Origin of the sequence: Pseudomonas avellanae BPIC 631 (assembly GCF_000444135.1) — a bacterium.
Lineage (GTDB): Bacteria > Pseudomonadota > Gammaproteobacteria > Pseudomonadales > Pseudomonadaceae > Aquipseudomonas > Aquipseudomonas avellanae.
Window position 1 is genome coordinate 1 of record NZ_ATDK01000322.1, and the last position, 18,580, is coordinate 18,580.

Here is an 18,580-nt window from a genome sequence, read left to right on the forward strand (position 1 = left end):
TGTTTTCGAAAAAATCAGCCACCAACTAACGGAAAATTCAAATCTTATCAATAGCTTAGCTTGCAGGTTATGGGTAACTTATTTCGAAAACAGTACACTAGCGTGAACCTGTGCTTGGCTCTGGACACCGCCACATTGACCATACGCGAATCGTCCACAAAACTCAGGCGCCTTGGGCTCTTGTACTTGTCCAGCACTGTAGAAAAAACGATTTCGTCGCATTCCCTGCCCTGAAATTTATGCACGGTATCTTTGACGAAATCAGTTGGCAGATAGGCGCTTGAAAGCGTCGCCTGATTCTTGAATGGTGCAATGAACCCTCTGCCATCTTCGCCCTCCCAGAGGCTTTCACCGCTGCCATCAAGCACCGCCAGCAAAGAATCAAGCTCTCTGAGATTGGAATTATTGCGCGTATGGTTTCCCTTTGCAGTCACCAACAGCGTCAATGACTTTTCGCCATTGTCCGTTGTCATAGGCACGAGCTGATTATCGTAGAACTGCTGATTACAGAACTGAATGATCCGGGGATGGCACCGGTAGTGCTCTTTGAGCAGCGTTATCGGGATCGAGTCGCCGAACACCCTTACGCATGAGTCCAACAGACTGTACCTTTCGCAGTCATACCAAGGCGCTGGCGCTTCCAGACCCAGTTCATCCGGGATGTGCGCAAGTTGCTTTCTGTCACCCACGATAATCAGATTTTTCGCACAACTCAGCGCCAGCACACCTGGGACAATGTCCTGTTGCGACGCTTCGTCGATGATGACGTAGTCGAGGACTGCCTTGCCGCCGAGGGAATTGACGATAGAATGCGTACCACTACCAATGACAGGGTAGCGCTTCAGGAACGCGTCAAGCCGCTTTTTGTAAGTAATGTCGAAGGTATCGTCACTGGAAATATGACCATGCAGATGGTGTTTCAGATGGCGCATCGAAGAAGAGGTCAGCTCATCCAGCAGCGCCTTGAAGTTACCGACTCGCAACGCCTCCTCTTGGCCAGCCAACTCAGCTCTCTTTTCCTGCAGAACCTTATCGTAATAGTGGCGCTGCAGGCTGTAGAAGGCAGACATGCGCTTTTCCCAATTATCGAACGGTCGGGTGCGCAGAATCCTGAAGTTGAACAGCAGCTCGATACGGTCCCTGATTCTAATGCGCTGACTAGCAAGCTGCTCAAGGTAAGCCATCAAGTCCGTCGTTTTTTCCGGCGACAGCTTGTATCGGTCCAGAGATGGGCCGACCACGCCGTTCTCCTGTTGCCACTCCACGAGATAGCGCCGTTCTATCTCCAGCTCGTTAATCTCGACCTGTAATTGCGCCACTGCGTTACGAGCCCCCAGATAGCGTTTGAGCTGCTGCAGGACGCTTTGAATACTTTCCAGTGAGGGCGCAGGTTCGGGGTCCGCCGAAGGTCGTAACGAACGTTCGGCAAAAAAAGCTTTCTGGTTCTGCACGCTGCCTAACCTGGCAACAAGATAATCGAGCCCGCACTTCCCCAGCTTTTCATAAATATTCTCGACCGCAGGGTTGTTGTTTGACACCACCGCAACGGTTTTCCCTTGTAAAAGGATATTGGCAATGATGTTCAGAATCGTCTGCGTCTTGCCAGTGCCGGGGGGACCTTCGATCACACTTATCTGCGAACGGAAGGCCTCCTCCACGGCCTTGAGCTGACTTTCGTTGAGGCCGAAAGGAAAGATGAAATTGCCCGGCGACTCCAGCTTTCCATGCTGCCCTTTGCAGTAGGCATGTAACGCTGTGGCTGGGGACAACGAAATTGTCTCCATTTGACGGTTAATATTTTCGGCTATGCTCTTTTTATCACCAGCAGCGGCAACGCTGACCCGAGCTACGGCCACCGAGCGAAAATAAGTGAATGCGGGTTCATCAGTGATAGACGTCGGGGAAACGAGCTCGATGTTGTCCATTTTGAACAGGTATTTTTGAGCGTTTCCCGAGTATTGAACGAGAGCATATTTTTCACCGTAGATCACCACGCTTTCGACAGGATCGAACAGAGAGCTTCCTTTCTTCAAAAGAAGCATGTCATTCAGTTCAAGGGTAGGAACGACCGTACAATCGCCAAGCGGGGTCTCTTCAGGTTTTTTTGAGGGATAATGGCATGTCAGGGAAAACTCACCCTTGACATTCTTTTTTATTACCCAGTCACTGATCTGCCGGGTCTTATCCTCGCCACACACATAGATGGAAACCATAAATCCCTTACACAGGCTTGACCGCCGCCTGACGCGTCCGTGCTGTAAAATCCGAACCTGATAATTCAGGGTATCGGTACCATTTTGGCAAGACTGTTTGAATGGGTAATATTGTGCGCTTGGGATTACGACCACAGCGCCCTAATAACACAACCAGCCATACCCACCCAAGTCAATCATTTGATTTCATACCCTCTACGCTGATCAAACTGCTCGTACTTTTGAGATATTGCAGGATCACTAAACTCTCCTTCAATAATATCTGAAGAAGCGATCCCATCAAGCCCACGAATAGCCTGAATGGCAACCTCCCAACCGGCCGGATCGAGCGGAGGTGCTATGAAATCTTTCAGATACGCATCCAGAATACCTTTATCGGGCGTCTCGATTTCTTCGCCAAGAGCAGAAAGGTAATCTGACTTGCCTGTCCTCGCCCAATGAATCGAAAAACCGGCGCGATGGCATAACACGGTATGAACGACAAGCATGGTGCGACCATTGCCATCCAGAAAAGGATGAGCGTAAGCAAACAGCCCCATGACTACACCCGGCGATTTTTTCAAGGTCACCCCGTCCTGAGCAAGCTTCAAGCCTTGCTCTACCGCTCGCTGCGAATCCTTCGGATGACAAAAAAAAGTGTCAGCCTTTGAAATGGCTTTGTTGGGCGTGGTTTGCAGTCTGTCCTGGCCCGCCCACGGGTAAAACTCTCCAAATAGAATCTTGTGAACGCATAAGAAATCGACATACTCAATGAAAGGCTTGCTGGCGAGGTACACCATTGCATCCGACAGGTTTGCCGCAAAAAGGTCATGCTCCAGCCGCTTCACTATGTCGGGATTCTTTTCACCCTCGATATTCCGCAAATAGCCTCTCGCTTCAAAATCGTTGAAAGGATCAAACAACTTCTTTCTCCCTGAGATAATAAGTCAGCAGCTTGACCATCTCCCTGCCGGACACCTTTTTGTATTTTTTTAGTGCGATGACCAATTGCTCTACGGCATCGGTTCTTACCTCGTCGCCCGCCAATCTGGAGACGTCCTCGGCCCATGTGTCGGCAAATGTTTTGACGTAGGTAACCTGATAACGCCTCGCAAGTTTCAGCACGTAATCACGAACACCTGTAGTAGGAATAATCAGTTCGCCCGTTTCAGGATTGCGTATGGTCGTATTTTCACCGACCTTGCTGGCGGCGTGATCATAAACGTAAACAACCGTCTTTTCCCCGATAGACAGCTTTCGCTTTATACGTCGTCTACCCGCCACACGCACCCTCACCTCGTTTCCGAGTGTGAGCAGTGACGACTCCCCCAGCGCCTCCTTTTGAGGAATCCAGACTTCATAACCAAGCCTTTTCAGAGCCTCCAATGCAAGATGCTGGAGGTCTACAACGGGGCTTACTCTGCCCGTAGCTGGATCTTTGGACGACTTTGCGTATATACCTGTTCCTATTCTGGTGACATCTCCATCCCTGACTAGCTGGTCCAGCACACCATTAATGCGGGAGGGGCTGCCTAATCCGGAGAAGTCAGCGCGCAGCAGCACATTGCCTTCTTTACGAACCACGACTCTGCGCACCTTGTCTTCGATCGTCATGCAACCTCCCGGAATCTACCGAGGACTTTATCACCTTCAGAAAAAAAGCGTCCCACATCTACAAACCAATGGTCACATACCAAAAAGCCCCCCCGGCCATAGAAGGACGGAGGGCTTCGAAGTGCCTCAGACAATGCCTACGAAGGCTATGCCATGAGGATAACGCTCAAGTACGTCACTCCCACTCAATCGTAGCCGGCGGCTTGCTCGACACGTCATAAGTCACCCGCGAAATCCCCTCGATCTCGTTGATGATCCGGCCGCTCACGACCTCCAGCAGCTCATAAGGCAGGTGCGCCCAACGAGCGGTCATGAAGTCGATGGTTTCTACCGCGCGCAGCGCCACAACCCAGGCGTAGCGACGGCCGTCGCCGACTACGCCGACCGATTTGACTGGCTGGAACACGACGAACGCCTGGCTGACTTTGTGATACCAGTCGGCCTTGCGCAGTTCTTCGATGAAGATGTGGTCGGCGCGACGCAGGATGTCGGCGTATTCCTTTTTCACTTCACCGAGGATGCGCACGCCCAGGCCTGGGCCTGGGAATGGGTGGCGGTAGACCATGTCGTACGGCAGGCCGAGTTCGAGGCCCAGACGGCGGACTTCGTCTTTGAACAGCTCGCGCAGGGGTTCGACCAGCTTGAGGTTCATTTCTTCCGGCAGGCCGCCCACGTTGTGGTGCGACTTGATGACGTGTGCCTTGCCGCTTTTCGCGCCAGCCGACTCGATGACGTCCGGGTAGATGGTGCCTTGCGCCAGGTACTTGATGTTGTCCAGCTTGCAGGATTCGGCATCGAACACGTCGATGAAGGTGCGGCCGATGATCTTGCGCTTTTTCTCTGGATCGCTCTCGCCTTCCAGGTTGTTCAGGAACTGCTCCTCGGCGTTGGCGCGAATCACCTTAACGCCCATGTTCTCGGCGAACATGGCCATCACTTGCTCGCCTTCGTGCAGGCGCAGCAGGCCGTTGTCGACGAATACGCAGGTCAGTTGATCGCCGATGGCCTTGTGCAGCAGCGCCGCGACGACGGAGGAGTCAACGCCGCCGGACAGGCCCAGCAACACGTTATCAGTACCCACCTGAGCGCGAACCTGAGCGATAGCGTCTTCAGCAATCTTCGAAGGGGTCCACAGTGCTTCGCAGCCGCAGATATCGAGGATGAAGCGCGACAGGATGCGACCGCCCTGCTTGGTGTGGGTCACTTCCGGGTGGAACTGCACGCCGTAGTAACCGCGAGAGTCGTCAGCCATACCGGCAATCGGGCAGCTAGGGGTACTGGCCAGAATGTGGAAGTCTTCCGGCAGTTTGGTGACCTTGTCACCGTGACTCATCCATACGTCGAGGCCAAACAGGCCGTCCGCGTCGATATGGTCTTCGATACCATCGAGCAGACGGCTTTTGCCGACTACGTCAACGCGAGCGTAGCCAAACTCGCGCAGCTCGGAACCCGCAACCTTGCCGCCCAACTGCTCGGCCATGGTCTGCATGCCGTAGCAGATACCGAAAACCGGCACACCGAGGTCAAATACCGCTTGCGGGCAGCGCGGGCTGTTGGCTTCGTGCACGGACTCGGGGCCGCCGGCGAGGATCACGCCTTTTGGAGCGAATTCGCGAATCGCTTCGTCGTCCATGTCAAACGGATGCAGTTCGCAGTACACGCCGATTTCACGCACGCGGCGGGCGATCAGTTGGGTGTACTGGGAACCGAAGTCGAGGATCAAGATACGGTGGGCGTGAATGTCGAGGGCCATGGAAACTCTCTGAGCAGCTGCAAGCTATAAGCTGCAAGCGGCAAGTTGTCGGAATCAATGCGGTAGTTACCTTTGCGTAACTACCGCTTGTAGCTGATTGCTTGGGGCTTGAAGCTGGAGGCGTTAGCCGACGCGATAGTTCGGCGCTTCCTTGGTGATCTGCACGTCATGGACGTGGGATTCAGCCATGCCTGCGCCAGTAATGCGGACGAACTCGGGCTTGGTGCGCATCTGCTCGATGTCGGCACTGCCGGTGTAGCCCATGGAGGAGCGCAGGCCGCCCATCAACTGATGGATGATGGCGGACAGCGGGCCTTTGTAGGCAACACGGCCTTCGATGCCTTCCGGCACGAGCTTCTCGGCGCCTGCGGACGAGTCCTGGAAGTAGCGATCCGAGGAGCCTTGCGCCTGGGACATTGCACCCAGCGAACCCATGCCGCGATAAGCCTTGTAGGAACGGCCCTGGAACAGTTCGATCTCGCCTGGCGCTTCTTCAGTACCGGCGAACATCGAGCCCATCATCACGCAGGAGGCACCGGCCACGATGGCCTTGGACAGGTCACCGGAGAAACGGATACCGCCGTCGGCGATCATCGGCACACCGGTGCCTTCAAGGGCAGCGGCTACGTTGGCAATGGCGCTGATTTGCGGCACGCCGACACCGGCGACGATGCGCGTGGTGCAGATGGAGCCTGGGCCGATACCGACCTTGACCGCATCGGCACCCGCAGCGACCAGCGCCAGGGCAGCTTCGCCCGTGGCGATGTTGCCGCCGATGACCTGCACTTGCGGGAAGTTGTCCTTGACCCAGCGAACGCGGTCGATCACGCCTTTGGAGTGACCGTGAGCGGTGTCGACCACGACAACGTCAACACCCGCGGCGACCAGCGCAGTCACGCGCTCGCCAGTGTCCTTGCCGGTGCCGACAGCAGCGCCGACACGCAGACGGGCTTGATCGTCCTTGCTGGCCAGCGGGTAAGCCTTGGCTTTTTCGATGTCCTTGACGGTCATCATGCCTTTAAGGGCAAAGTTGGCGTCGACGATCAGGACTTTTTCCAGACGGTGCTTGTGCAGCAGCTCGCGCACTTCGTTCTTGTCGGCGCCTTCACGCACGGTGACCAGACGCTCTTTGGGCGTCATCACTTCGCGGACAGGGACATCAAGACGGTTTTCGAAGCGTACGTCGCGGGACGTCACGATGCCGACCAGGTCGCCATTGTGCAGCACGGGTACGCCGGAAATGTTGTGCATGCGGGTCAGTTCGAACAGATCACGAACAGTGGCATCGGCTTCAATCGTGATCGGGTCCTTGACGACACCGGCCTCGAACTTCTTGACCTTGCGCACTTCGGCAGCTTGCTGCTCGATGGTCATGTTCTTGTGGATGATACCGATACCGCCTTCCTGGGCCATGGCAATTGCCAGACGGGCCTCGGTGACTGTATCCATTGCAGCAGAGACCAAAGGAATATTCAGCTCGATGCCACGGGTCAAACGGGTTTTCAGACTGACTTCGTTGGGAAGTACCTCGGAATAACCGGGCACAAGGAGAATGTCGTCGAATGTAAGGGCTTCTTGCTTGATACGCAGCATCGCGGGGGCTCCCGGGCGGGAAATTGGAAGCGCGCCATTATACCCACAGACCCCGCCCGGCTCAATGTAAACCTCAGCCTATTATCAAAGCTGTTTATAGACGCACATGAACGAAAGACACCGGGCGATCCAGACGTTCGGCGAAGTCGTCGAGAAAGGCCTGGGTGAAGGAGGCGTCCAGCCAGTTGTTGAAGATGAAACCGAGGTTGGAAAACCCGCAGGCGTCCAGGAACAGAAAGCCGTTGATGTCGTCTTCGTGGCGGCATTCAGGGCAGGTGAAATTGTCGGTGTGGCCAGGCATCCAGTCTTCAAGGCTATCGAACAGCGCCTCGCCGACTTCGCGACGACACTCCGGGCAGCCGGCCTCTTCGGCGAAGTTGTTCAGAGGCGTGAAGATGCAGCGCTTGGTGACGATCTCCAGCCCGTTGATGACCTGCCCGAACGGCAAGGCCTCGGGATTTTTCACGACCTTTCTGGCGCCAGGCGCCACGGCATAGGCCATTTTGTTGTAGGTACGGCCGCAGGTGGTCAGCTCGGGCTCGACCACATCGAGCTTGACCAGCCAGCGCAGAATCAGGCGCGCTCGGGCCTCGTGGCCGGGAAAGGTGGAGATTTGCGGAACGATGATGCTTTGGGTGTTCATGGCAGAGCGTCACTGAAAAGCTGTTCGAGGCCGCAGCTTAATAGGCCACAACCTCAGGTCAAGGCCCAATCCCGTTCACGCGGCGAGGTAGCGGACGATCAGCGCAAGGCCGCTGACCAGCACCAGCCAGGTCACCAGCCTGACAAAGGCTTCGCGGGAGAGCTTTTTAATCAGCGCCCTGCCCGCCAGCGACCCCAGCAGCATTGCGGGCAGCAGACATGCGGCCAGCACGAGCAACGAAATATCACTGTAGACCCCGGCGATCATGAACAGGGTAAGGCGCACCACCGTGCTGCAGCTGATCAACGCACTCTGTGTCGCGCGCGCCTGCTCTCTGGCGGTCAACCGGCTGTTGAGATAAATCGCATAAAGAAAACCGCCGCTGCCGAACAATGCCCCGAACAGACCGCCGATGACACCTGCAGGGATCGCCCAACCGGCGGCGAGTTGGGTCGGCCGTACCTTGACCGCCAGGCTGTACACGGCATACCCCGTGACAAAAAGCCCCATCAACAGCAGCAGGAGGTCGGATTTCAGGTTGAGCAGAAACAGCACGCCGAGTGTGCAGCCTGCGGCCATGCAGGGCAGCAGGCGCATCAGTTCGGACCTGACCACCGATTGCCGGGAAGGCAGCAAATTGCCGAACGCTGCGAGGAAATCCAGCATCACCAATAACGGGATGATCCGCGACAACGGCATGAAGTGAATCAGGATCGGCCCGGCCACCAGCGCCGTGCCGAAACCAGCGACTCCGAACACTATATAAGCAGCGACGATGGCCAGTTCGATCAGCAGCCAGTCGAATGGCGTGAAGCCCAATTGCGAGAATGCTGCGAGTACGTCGGTGTGGCTCACAGATGCTTCCTTCCTGGAGTGTGCTTGAAACGGTGGCGATGAGTGATGATCCAGCGTGCTGCGCAGTAAAGCTGCTCTGGGTGTGCAGTGCCAGGGAAAGCGGCGACCTCGATTTGCCTGATGTACCGTGTGAACCGGTTTTTCTGCCGGTTCCCGGCAGTTCGCGGACAAGCGAAGCGACGCCCGGTCCCGCCTACATCCGGACAGGCGAAGTGTCGCTCGGTCCGTACAGAGCCGTTGTTATTCGTCATCAATAGCAAGCTCGCTCCCACGTGGCATTACCATTATGATGCTGGCCATGATCAAAGACCCTTTCGCAAGACTCGGCCTCGACCGGGAAGTCCTTACTGTCAGCCAGCTCAACGGCCGTGCCCGGGTGTTGCTGGAGGATGTGTTCAGCAGCATCTGGGTCGAGGGCGAGATTTCCAATCTGTCGCGTCCGGCGTCGGGGCATGTGTACTTCACGCTGAAGGATTCCGGCGCGCAAGTGCGTTGTGCGTTGTTCAGGCAGAGCGCTGCACGCGTGCGCCAGGCGCTCAAGGACGGTTTGCAGGTCAAGGTGCGCGGCAAGGTTTCGCTGTTTGAAGGCCGTGGCGATTATCAACTCATTCTCGACACTGTCGAACCTGCCGGTGACGGTGCTTTGCGCCTGGCATTCGATGCGTTGAAGGCCAAGCTCAGCGATGAAGGACTGTTCAGCGCCGAGCGCAAGGTTGCCTTGCCGCTGCACCCACAACGTATCGGGATTATCAGTTCGCCGACGGGCGCGGTGATCCGCGACATCATCAGTGTGTTTCGTCGTCGCGCGCCGCGGGTCGAGCTGACGCTTATCCCTACCGCCGTTCAGGGCCGTGAGGCGATCAATCAGATTGTTCGCGCGCTGAAACTGGCGGATGCCAGAGGCTTTGATGCGTTGATTCTCGCCCGGGGCGGCGGATCGCTGGAAGACCTGTGGTGTTTCAACGAGGAAGCCGTGGCCCGCGCCATTGACGCCTGTGTAACGCCGATTGTCAGTGCCGTCGGGCATGAAACCGATGTGTCCATCAGTGACTTCGTGGCCGATGTGCGAGCCCCGACGCCCTCCGCTGCGGCCGAGTTGTTGGCCCCGGATTCCAGTGACCTGCACCGCCGCGTCGATAATCTGCACCGTCGGCTGGTCAGCCGCATGCAGGATCGCCTGATGCGTGAGCGGTTGCGTCTGGAGGGGATTTCCCGGCGTCTGCGTCACCCCGGCGAGCGATTGCGCCAGCAGTCCCAGCGCCTGGATGATCTGGACATGCGCCTGCGCCGCGCTTTCGAGCAGAGCATGCATAAGAGGCAGGTGCGTCTCGCGCACATGGAAAGTCGTCTGACTGCGCAGCACCCAGGCCGGACCCTGGCCTTTTTGCGTCAGCGCCTCGATGCGCTGGCCGAGCGTCTGCCGAGAGCCATTCGCGAGCAGATCAAGGCGCGCAAACTGCAGCTGCAAAGCCAGATGCAGACCCTCAACGTTGTCAGCCCGCTCGCCACACTGGGCCGTGGCTACAGCATCCTGCTCGATGAGCGGGGTCATGCGATCCGTAATGCCGCGCAGACACAACCCGGCCAGCGACTGACCGCAAAGTTGGGCGAAGGCGAGCTGCAAGTACGCGTCGAAGACAATCACCTCACGCCTGTGACCCTCTCCCTTCTGGACTGACTGCCGATGCTACGTTTTATCGCCCCGCTGTTCGCCCTGCTGCTCTGCCTGCCCGCCCATGCCGACAGTTTTATCACCCGCGCACTCGACAAACCGGTGCCCGGTGGCGTCGCCGTGATTGATCTGGGCACTGGCGCGCAGGCACCGACTGCCACCTATCAGGGCAAACCGGTGCTGGTGGTCAAGGAACAAGGCACTCGCTGGCTGGCCATCGTCGGCATCCCGCTGACCGTCAAACCCGGCACTCAGCAAGTCACCTCGGGTGGGCGCACGCTGAACTTCAAGGTCGGTAGCAAGCAATACCCGGAACAGCACATCACCCTCAAGAACAAGCGTCAGGTCAACCCCAACCCTGAAGACAACAAGCGGATCGAGGGCGAACTGGCCGAGCAGATCCGCGCCTACCGCAGTTTCAGCCCCGGCACGCCGAGCAATCTGATTCTGGACAAGCCGGTCAACGGCCCGCTATCGAGCAAGTTCGGTGTGCGTCGCTTCTTCAACGGCGAAGAGCGCAACCCGCACTCGGGACTGGATTTCGCCGTACCGGCTGGCACACCGATCAAATCCCCGGCAGCGGGCAAAGTCATCCTGACCGGCAATTACTTCTTCAATGGCAACACCGTGTTTGTCGACCATGGGCAAGGCTTCATCAGCATGTTCTGCCACATGTCGAAAATAGACGTGAAGGTCGGTGATCAGGTGCCTCGTGGCGGCGTGGTCGGCAAAGTTGGTGCGACCGGCCGGGCAACCGGTCCGCACATGCACTGGAACGTCAGCCTGAACGATGCACGGGTTGACCCGGCAATTTTCATTGGTGCGTTTCAGCCCTGAATTCATTCGCGAGCAAGCGACACCGCGCTTGTTCGCAATGGCCAGAGCCGCAAACTATCGTTGCGCACATTGTCTTTAGCTAACAATAACTGGCAATTAAAGCTGGAAAACGCGCTATAAAAAATCGGAAAAATGGTAATGACGAGAATATATTCCGATTTTTTTCAAGTGCTTGCCATTGTTCCTGCCAATGGTTACGGTTGGCCTCATGAAAAACCCTCAAACCCTTATTCTGTTGCGCCAACACCGGTGCCTCAGCCTGGTCAGTGCCCGACTGCCAGGCTAGATTGCTGTGCCTCGCCCCTGTGTTCGCTACCCCTATATTTTTAGAACGGCAGGCCGCCTTTATCCGGCCCCTTCACTACAAAAGGATTTCCAGATGACCATGCTCAACGACCCATCGAAGAAGTACCGCGCATTCCCGTCCATCGACCTGCCTGACCGCACCTGGCCATCGAAAACCATCAATGCGGCGCCGATCTGGTGCAGTTCCGACCTGCGCGACGGCAATCAGTCGCTGATCGAGCCGATGGATTCGGTCAAGAAGCTGCGCTTCTGGAAAACCCTGGTCAGCGTTGGCGTCAAGGAAATCGAGGCGTCGTTCCCGGCGGCTTCGCAAACTGACTTCGATTTCGTTCGTACCCTGATCGAAGATGGCCACATCCCGGATGACACCACCATTCAGGTGCTGACCCAGGCGCGTGAAGACCTGATCGCTCGTACATTCGAATCGCTGCGTGGCGCCAAGAAGGCCATCGTTCACCTGTATAACGCCACCAGCCCATCGTTCCGCCGTATTGTCTTCAATCAGGACAAAGCCGGCGTGAAGGAAATCGCGGTCAACGCTGCCAGGCTGTTCGTGAAATACGCAGCCCAACAGCCAGAAACCCAGTGGACGTTTGAGTACTCGCCAGAAACCTTCAGTGCTACCGAGCTGGAGTTCGCCAAGGAAGTCTGCGACGCGGTCATCGAAGTGTGGAACCCGACGCCCGAGAACAAGGTGATCCTCAACCTGCCGGCCACCGTTGAGGTCGCTACACCCAATATCTATGCGGACCAGATTGAATGGTTCGGCCGCCACATCACTCGCCGCGACAGCGTGCTGATCAGCCTGCACACCCACAACGACCGTGGTACTGGCGTGGCCGCGACCGAGCTTGGCCTGATGGCAGGCGCGGATCGCGTCGAAGGCTGCCTGTTCGGCAACGGCGAGCGTACCGGCAACGTCGATCTGGTCACTGTCGCACTGAACCTTTACACCCAGGGCATCAACCCTGAACTGGACTTTTCGGACATCGACGGCGTGCGCAAGGTCGTCGAGGAGTGCAATCAGATTCCGGTTCACCCTCGTCACCCATACGTTGGCGACCTGGTTCACACCGCATTCTCCGGCTCGCACCAGGATGCCATCCGCAAGGGCTTCACGCAGCAGAAGGAAGGCGAGTTGTGGGAAGTGCCTTACCTGCCTATCGACCCGGCTGATATCGGTCGCAGCTACGAAGCCGTGATTCGCGTCAACAGCCAGTCAGGCAAAGGCGGCATCGCCTACCTGCTGGAACAGGAATACGGCATTTCTCTGCCACGTCGCATGCAGATCGAGTTCAGCCAGGTGGTTCAGGGTGAAACCGATCGCCTGGGCCTGGAAATGACCGCCGAACAGATCCACGCGCTGCTGCGCCGTGAATACCTGCAGGCCAACACGCCTTATGCGTTGATCAGCCATAGGTTGCAGGAAGAGAACGGCAACAGCGCGGTAGATGCTGAAGTGCACGTGGATGGCGAAACCCAGCACTGGCGCGGCAAGGGCAAAGGTGCTCTGGAAGCACTGGTCGCCGGCCTGCCGGTTGCCGTTGAAATCATGGACTATAACGAGCATGCCATCGGTTCGGGCACCACGGCCAAGGCCGCTGCCTATATCGAATTGCGCGTGAATGGCGACCGTGCCGTGCACGGCGTAGGTATTGACGAAAACATCACCACGGCCAGCTTCCGCGCCCTGTTCAGCGCATTGAACCGCTCGCTGAGCCAGGCCCAGGCCAAAGCGGCCTGAGTCAACAATGACGATGGCGGACGCAAGTCCGCCGTCCCTTGATCTGTTCTGAAACGCCCTCTTCCTCTCGCAAGCCTGTCGGCTCAGCCTCTTGCAGTCTGTGCATGACCCTGCCTGTTTCGGCATAATCTTTTTCATTTATGCTGTGGTAGCATGCTGCTCTTATCCGAGAATGGCCATAATCCAACAGCAATTCATATGCTGACGATGCCGATCCGGACTTTCCTGCCAGCGACACCTTTCTTATAAAAACCAAGACGACCACTGCATTGATTTCCGGACGAAAAGAATGCTCGGGCAGACTCACCGTGCATTGAAATTACTATCGGCCTCGGTAATGCTGAGCTGATCCAATCACATTTGGAGCGATTATGCCCAAGGCTTCCCATCAAGATTTGCGCCGCAGTTTCCGTGCGCTTACCTCGTCGAAATCGTGCTTTCACACAGCCTCGGTATTTGACCCCATGTCAGCGCGAATCGCGGCAGACCTGGGCTTTGAAGTAGGCATCCTCGGCGGCTCGGTCGCTTCGCTGCAAGTACTCGCCGCCCCTGACTTCGCACTGATCACGCTCAGCGAATTCGTCGAACAGGCCACGCGCATCGGTCGCGTCGCACAGCTCCCGGTGATCGCGGACGCAGACCATGGTTATGGCAATGCCCTTAACGTCATGCGTACCGTTGTGGAACTGGAGCGTGCCGGTATTTCGGCACTGACCATAGAAGACACCCTGCTGCCTGCGCAATTCGGGCGCAAATCCACGGACCTGATTTCCACCGCTGAAGGCGTTGGCAAGATCCGCGCGGCACTGGAAGCACGCGTCGATCCGGAAATGTCGATCTTTGCCCGCACCAATGCGGCGATCATCCCGGTTCAGGAAGCCATCAGCCGTGTGCAGCAGTACCAGGCCGCCGGGGCTGACGGCATTACCATCGTCGGCATTCGTGACTTTTATCACCTGGCACAGATATCAGAAGGCATTACCGTGCCACTGATGCTGGTGACCTACGGCAACCCGGAGCTGCACGACAACGCGCGCCTTGCCGAAATGGGAGTGAGGGTCTGCGTGCATGGTCACGCTGCGTACTTTGCCGCAATCAAAGCCACTTACGACTGCCTGCGCGAGCAACGCCAGATACTGGGCAGCGAGTCGAACATGAGCGCGACAGAACTGACCCACACCTATACCCAGCCTGAAGACTATGTCGAATGGGCCAAGAAGTTCATGAACGTAAGCGAGTAAGAGCGAGGGTTGTTGGTACCGTATAGGGCGCTCTGCACAGCACGATGACGCGCGGATGCAGAGCGCCACGAACTGCACACCAACACTTCAAGGTGTTGGCATGTCAGTTTCTTGTATTACGCAGTGGTATTGACGCCGCCTTGGGTCTCCAACTGCAGTAACGATGCCTGCAGCGTCTGCAAGGTCGCGCTGGTACCGGAGATCTGGGCTTGAATGGCCATCGCCTTTTGAGCTTTCTCTTCAGGTGTACCTTTGCCGCTTTGCGCCGCTGCCAGCTGCGCTTGCTGCTGAGCCAGTTGCTTCTGCGTATCCTTGATCTCCTGCTTCAATTTCTCGATGCTTTCATCAAGGGCCGACTGGCTCGAACCGCCAACGCTACCGCCACCACCGGCCGCCCCGGCTTTGCCGCCTTCTGTAGAGGCCTGATCCGAGCTTTTTTCTGTCTCAGTGGTGGTCGTCGCAGTAGCAGCCGCCTTGGTTGCTTCGGCGTCGGTAGGCTTGACTGCTATCGTCAACGAGCTGGCATAGCTGTTCAGTGTAGAAGTATTGATGGTAGTCATGACGGTCTCCTAGGGTTCTGAACAGCCTATCGGCCGACTCGTAACATTCTGAAGTAATTTTATTGAATATTAAAAGAGTCAGCGTCCAGCCCTGCTGGAAAGCGCGTGCGATAGGCCTGTAGGTCCGCGGCACTCAGTGTGGCGCGGAAGACGCCGTCAGCTTCTCCGACGCCCAACAGGCTCTCGCCCTGAAAGTCCAGCACCTGACTGTCGCCGGTGTACGCGAAGCCCTTGCCGTCCGACCCGACCCGATTGACCGCCGCGACGTAGCACAGGTTTTCAATCGCCCTGGCAGGTAGCAACCGGTTCCAGTGCAAACGTCGAGCGCCGGGCCAGTTGGCGGTATACAGCAACAAGTCCGTACCCTCGGCATCACGGCTCCAGACCGGGAAACGCAGGTCGTAGCAGATCAGCGGCCGGATGCGCCAACCATTGAGCTCAAACGTCACCTGACGCTCACCCGGCGTGTAATGCTCGTGCTCGCCAGCCATGCGAAACAGGTGGCGCTTGTCGTAATGCAGTAACTCGCCATCCGGCCGCGCCCACAGCAGGCGATTACGATGACTGCCATCGGCGTCGCGAATAATCACACTGCCGGTCACAACCGCATTGATGCGCTTGGCTTGTGCCAGTAACCACGTCGATGTCGGCCCTGCCTCCGGTTCCGCCAGCACCTCGGACTCCATCGAAAACCCGGTGGTGAACATTTCAGGCAGGATCACCAGATCGACACCTTGCGCCTGATCCAGCAACGGCTCGAAATGTTCGAAATTGGCTTCGCGGTCATGCCAGGCCAGCATCGTCTGAATCAGCGCGATGTTCAGGTTTGGCAGCTCGCTTATATCGCGCATAGTTTCTCCGCAGCCAGACGCAGCGTTTCTTCCTGTTTGGCAAAGCACAGACGGATCAGACGCTGCCCCGGCGGCGGGCTCTGATAGAACACAGAAATGGGAATGCTCGCCACGCTGTGCTCACGAGTCATCCACAGGGCCATGTCGACATCGTTCAGGTCAGGCCTGATCTGCGAGTAATCCACCAACTGGAAATACGTGCCGCCAACCGGCTTGAAGCTGAAACGTGAATCCGCCAACTGACTGCAGAAGTAATCCCGCTTGGCCTGATAGAACCCCGGCAGCTCATCCACGTGTTCAGGATGCTCGGCCATGAAGTCGGCCAGCGCGTATTGCAGCGGCGTCACGCCGCAGAAACTCACGTACTGGTGCACCTTGCGCAACTCGGCGGTCAACGCTGGCGGTGCGACCACATAGCCGGTTTTCCAGCCAGTGACGTGGTAGGTCTTGCCGAACGAACTGACCACGAACGCACGCTGATACAACTCATCGTGATCAAGCACGCTGACATGCCGCGCGCCGTCGAAGGCCAGGTGTTCGTACACCTCGTCGCTGAGCAGGTAAACATCACGGTCGGCAATCAGTACCGCCAGCCGATCCAGCTCGGCACGACTGATCAGTGCGCCGCTCGGGTTGTGCGGGCTGTTGATAACGATCATGCGCGTGCGAGGGCTCAGCGCAGCGCTGAGTTTTTGCCAATCGATGGAGAAGTCGTCCAGCCCCAATTGCACATGCACGCAGCGCCCACCGGCCAGTTCGACCGCAGGCTCATAGCTGTCGTAGCAAGGGTCGAAAATGATGACTTCGTCGCCAGGACGAATGACCGAATGGATGGCGCAGAAAATCGCCTGGGTCGCGCCGGGGGTGATGGTGATTTCGCTGTCCGGGTTGATCTCACGCCCATAGCTGCGGGCGATCTTGGCCGCGACCTGCTGACGAAGAGCAGGCAGACCGGTCATGGGTGAATACTGGTTATGGCCTTGAGTAACATGTCGGCAGACCGCATCGCGCAGCGCCTGCGGCCCATCAAAATCGGGAAACCCCTGGGACAGGTTGATCGCGCCGGTTTCGGCGGCCAGCTGTGACATGACGGTGAAGATAGTGGTGCCCACATTGGGCAACTTGCTGTCGATCATGGAACCCTTTCCCTGCAATCTCTCCGCAACCAGAACGGCCCGGGCCAACCAGAATAGCTCAAAAAACACGTACAAAAAAAGGCGCCGAAGCGCCCTTTTTGAAGAGACCGACTCAGCGCTTGTCGCGGCGCTTTTTGTCGGCTTTTTTGTGGTGCGACATCATTCGACGCTTCTTGTTGACCTGACGGTCAGTCAGCGTGTTCTTGTTGCCTTCATACGGGTTCTCGCCACCCTTGAACTCGATGCGGATCGGCGTACCGACCAGCTTGAGCACACGGCGATAGGTGTTTTCAAGGTAACGGACGTAAGACTTGGGTACTTTCTCGACCTGGTTACCGTGAATCACGATCAACGGCGGGTTGGCGCCGCCCAGGTGAGCGTAGCGCAGCTTGATGCGGCGGCTGCCGACCATCGGTGGTGCGTGCTCGCTGACCGCATCTTCCAGAATCTGGGTCAGGCGGCTGGTAGGCCAGCGCGTTACCGCAGACTTGAACGAGTTCTGTACCGACTGATACAGGTTACCCACACCCGTGCCATGCAAGGCCGAGATGAAGTGGATATCCGCGAAATCAACGAAGAACAACCGGCGTTCCAGCTCGATTTTCACAAAGTCACGTTCGCCCGGCGTCATGCCATCCCACTTGTTCAGTGCGATGACCAGTGCACGCCCTGCTTCAAGTGCGTAGCCCAGCAGGTTGAGGTCGTGGTCGACCACACCTTCACGGGCGTCCATCACGAAGATCACCACGTTGGCGTCCTTGATGGCCTGCAGCGTCTTGACCACGGAGAACTTTTCTACTTCTTCGTGGATCTTGCCGCGCTTGCGCACACCGGCGGTGTCGATCAGCGTGTACTTCTCTTCGTTACGCTCGAAGGGAATGTAGATACTGTCGCGAGTGGTGCCGGGCTCGTCATAGACGATAACCCGGTCTTCACCGAGCATGCGGTTGACCAGCGTCGATTTGCCGACGTTCGGGCGGCCGATGATGGCGATCTTGATGCCGTCTTTTTCGCTCGGGCCGGGAATGCGCTTGGCTTCCTGACCTTCGGCAACTTCCTCGACTTCACCTTCTTCGAGCTCGTCCTCGTCCTTGGGGAATTCGCGCAGGGCGATTTCGAGCATCTGCGAGATGCCGCGACCGTGGGCACCGGCCACCGGAATGGCATCGCCCAGACCCATCGGGCTGAACTCGGCACGCGCCAGGTTCTCATCGATGTTGTCGATCTTGTTGGCAACCACGTAGGAACGCTTGTTGCGCTTGCGCAGGTGCTCACCAATCATCTGATCAGCGGCGGTATAGCCCGCACGGGCGTCCACCAGAAACAGCACCACATCGGCTTCTTCAATGGCAAGCAGCGACTGCTCGGCCATTTTTTCGTCCATGCCATGCTCGTCACCGGAAATACCGCCGGTGTCGATCAGAATATAGGAGCGCCCTTGCCACTTCGCCTCTCCGTATTGGCGATCACGGGTAAGACCGGACAGATCGCCGACAATAGCGTCGCGGGTCCTGGTCAGGCGGTTGAACATGGTGGACTTGCCGACGTTCGGTCGACCCACCAGGGCGATTACGGGAACCATT

Annotated in this window: 14 protein-coding genes and 1 pseudogene; 4 read left to right on the forward strand and 11 right to left on the reverse strand. The window is 57.3% G+C overall.

From position 1 onward, the window contains the following. Nucleotides 1–95 precede the first annotated feature (95 nt). From DW49_RS0119480 to DW49_RS0119510, 7 genes and pseudogenes are all read right to left on the reverse strand, one after another. Nucleotides 96–2,213, reverse strand: a pseudogene (locus DW49_RS0119480) (DEAD/DEAH box helicase); the annotation flags it as partial. 176 nt (nucleotides 2,214–2,389) lie between these two features. Beyond that, a complete protein-coding gene (locus DW49_RS0119485) occupies nucleotides 2,390–3,115 on the reverse strand; it encodes a Fic/DOC family protein (protein WP_024420587.1) in 726 nt (241 codons plus the stop codon). Further along, nucleotides 3,108–3,806 (reverse strand): hypothetical protein, encoded by a 699-nt coding sequence (locus tag DW49_RS0119490; protein ID WP_024420588.1) that lies wholly within the window; start codon nucleotides 3,804–3,806, stop codon nucleotides 3,108–3,110. The genes DW49_RS0119485 and DW49_RS0119490 overlap by 8 nt, the downstream gene beginning before the upstream one ends. Nucleotides 3,807–3,981: 175 nt before the next feature. Next, nucleotides 3,982–5,559, reverse strand: a complete 1,578-nt coding sequence (guaA, locus tag DW49_RS0119495) for a glutamine-hydrolyzing GMP synthase (protein WP_005615796.1) — start codon at nucleotides 5,557–5,559, stop codon at nucleotides 3,982–3,984. Nucleotides 5,560–5,682: 123 nt separating this feature from the next. Continuing rightward, nucleotides 5,683–7,152 carry an IMP dehydrogenase gene (gene guaB / locus DW49_RS0119500; protein ID WP_003380633.1) on the reverse strand — a complete coding sequence of 490 codons (1,470 nt, stop codon included), beginning with the start codon at nucleotides 7,150–7,152 and terminating at the stop codon, nucleotides 5,683–5,685. A gap of 94 nt (nucleotides 7,153–7,246) precedes the next feature. After that, on the reverse strand, nucleotides 7,247–7,795 hold the full coding sequence (locus DW49_RS0119505) for a hypothetical protein (RefSeq protein ID WP_005615795.1): 549 nt from the start codon (nucleotides 7,793–7,795) through the stop codon (nucleotides 7,247–7,249). 75 nt (nucleotides 7,796–7,870) lie between these two features. Next, nucleotides 7,871–8,650 carry a sulfite exporter TauE/SafE family protein gene (locus DW49_RS0119510; protein WP_005615794.1) on the reverse strand — a complete coding sequence of 260 codons (780 nt, stop codon included), beginning with the start codon at nucleotides 8,648–8,650 and terminating at the stop codon, nucleotides 7,871–7,873. 298 nt (nucleotides 8,651–8,948) lie between these two features. On the opposite strand from DW49_RS0119510, the gene xseA reads away from it, so the two are divergent. From xseA to DW49_RS0119530, 4 genes are all read left to right on the forward strand, one after another. Beyond that, nucleotides 8,949–10,328, forward strand: a complete 1,380-nt coding sequence (gene xseA / locus DW49_RS0119515) for an exodeoxyribonuclease VII large subunit (protein WP_003380627.1) — start codon at nucleotides 8,949–8,951, stop codon at nucleotides 10,326–10,328. A gap of 6 nt (nucleotides 10,329–10,334) precedes the next feature. Continuing rightward, nucleotides 10,335–11,159: a peptidoglycan DD-metalloendopeptidase family protein gene (locus DW49_RS0119520; protein WP_005615791.1), complete on the forward strand. Its 825-nt coding sequence runs from the start codon at nucleotides 10,335–10,337 to the stop codon at nucleotides 11,157–11,159. Between the two features lie 379 nt (nucleotides 11,160–11,538). Further along, complete coding sequence (gene leuA / locus DW49_RS0119525) at nucleotides 11,539–13,209, forward strand: 2-isopropylmalate synthase (protein ID WP_005615790.1); 1,671 nt, start codon at nucleotides 11,539–11,541, stop codon at nucleotides 13,207–13,209. Nucleotides 13,210–13,580: 371 nt separating this feature from the next. Beyond that, nucleotides 13,581–14,450, forward strand: a complete 870-nt coding sequence (locus tag DW49_RS0119530; RefSeq protein ID WP_005615788.1) for an isocitrate lyase/PEP mutase family protein — start codon at nucleotides 13,581–13,583, stop codon at nucleotides 14,448–14,450. 116 nt (nucleotides 14,451–14,566) lie between these two features. Here DW49_RS0119530 and DW49_RS0119535 read toward each other — a convergent pair whose 3' ends face one another. The 4 genes from DW49_RS0119535 to der form a co-directional block, all read right to left on the reverse strand. Continuing rightward, nucleotides 14,567–15,010 carry a hypothetical protein gene (locus DW49_RS0119535; RefSeq protein ID WP_003380621.1) on the reverse strand — a complete coding sequence of 148 codons (444 nt, stop codon included), beginning with the start codon at nucleotides 15,008–15,010 and terminating at the stop codon, nucleotides 14,567–14,569. A 59-nt stretch (nucleotides 15,011–15,069) separates the two neighbouring features. Continuing rightward, entirely contained in the window at nucleotides 15,070–15,861 is a 792-nt protein-coding gene (locus tag DW49_RS0119540) for an amidohydrolase (RefSeq protein ID WP_005615786.1), read from the reverse strand. Continuing rightward, nucleotides 15,849–16,997 carry a pyridoxal phosphate-dependent aminotransferase gene (locus tag DW49_RS0119545; protein WP_005615784.1) on the reverse strand — a complete coding sequence of 383 codons (1,149 nt, stop codon included), beginning with the start codon at nucleotides 16,995–16,997 and terminating at the stop codon, nucleotides 15,849–15,851. Before DW49_RS0119545 ends, DW49_RS0119540 begins: the two co-directional genes overlap by 13 nt. A 112-nt stretch (nucleotides 16,998–17,109) precedes the next feature. Next, nucleotides 17,110–18,579, reverse strand: coding sequence for a ribosome biogenesis GTPase Der (gene der, locus DW49_RS0119550; protein ID WP_005615782.1), 1,470 nt, complete (start codon nucleotides 18,577–18,579; stop codon nucleotides 17,110–17,112). Nucleotide 18,580: the final 1 nt, after the last annotated feature.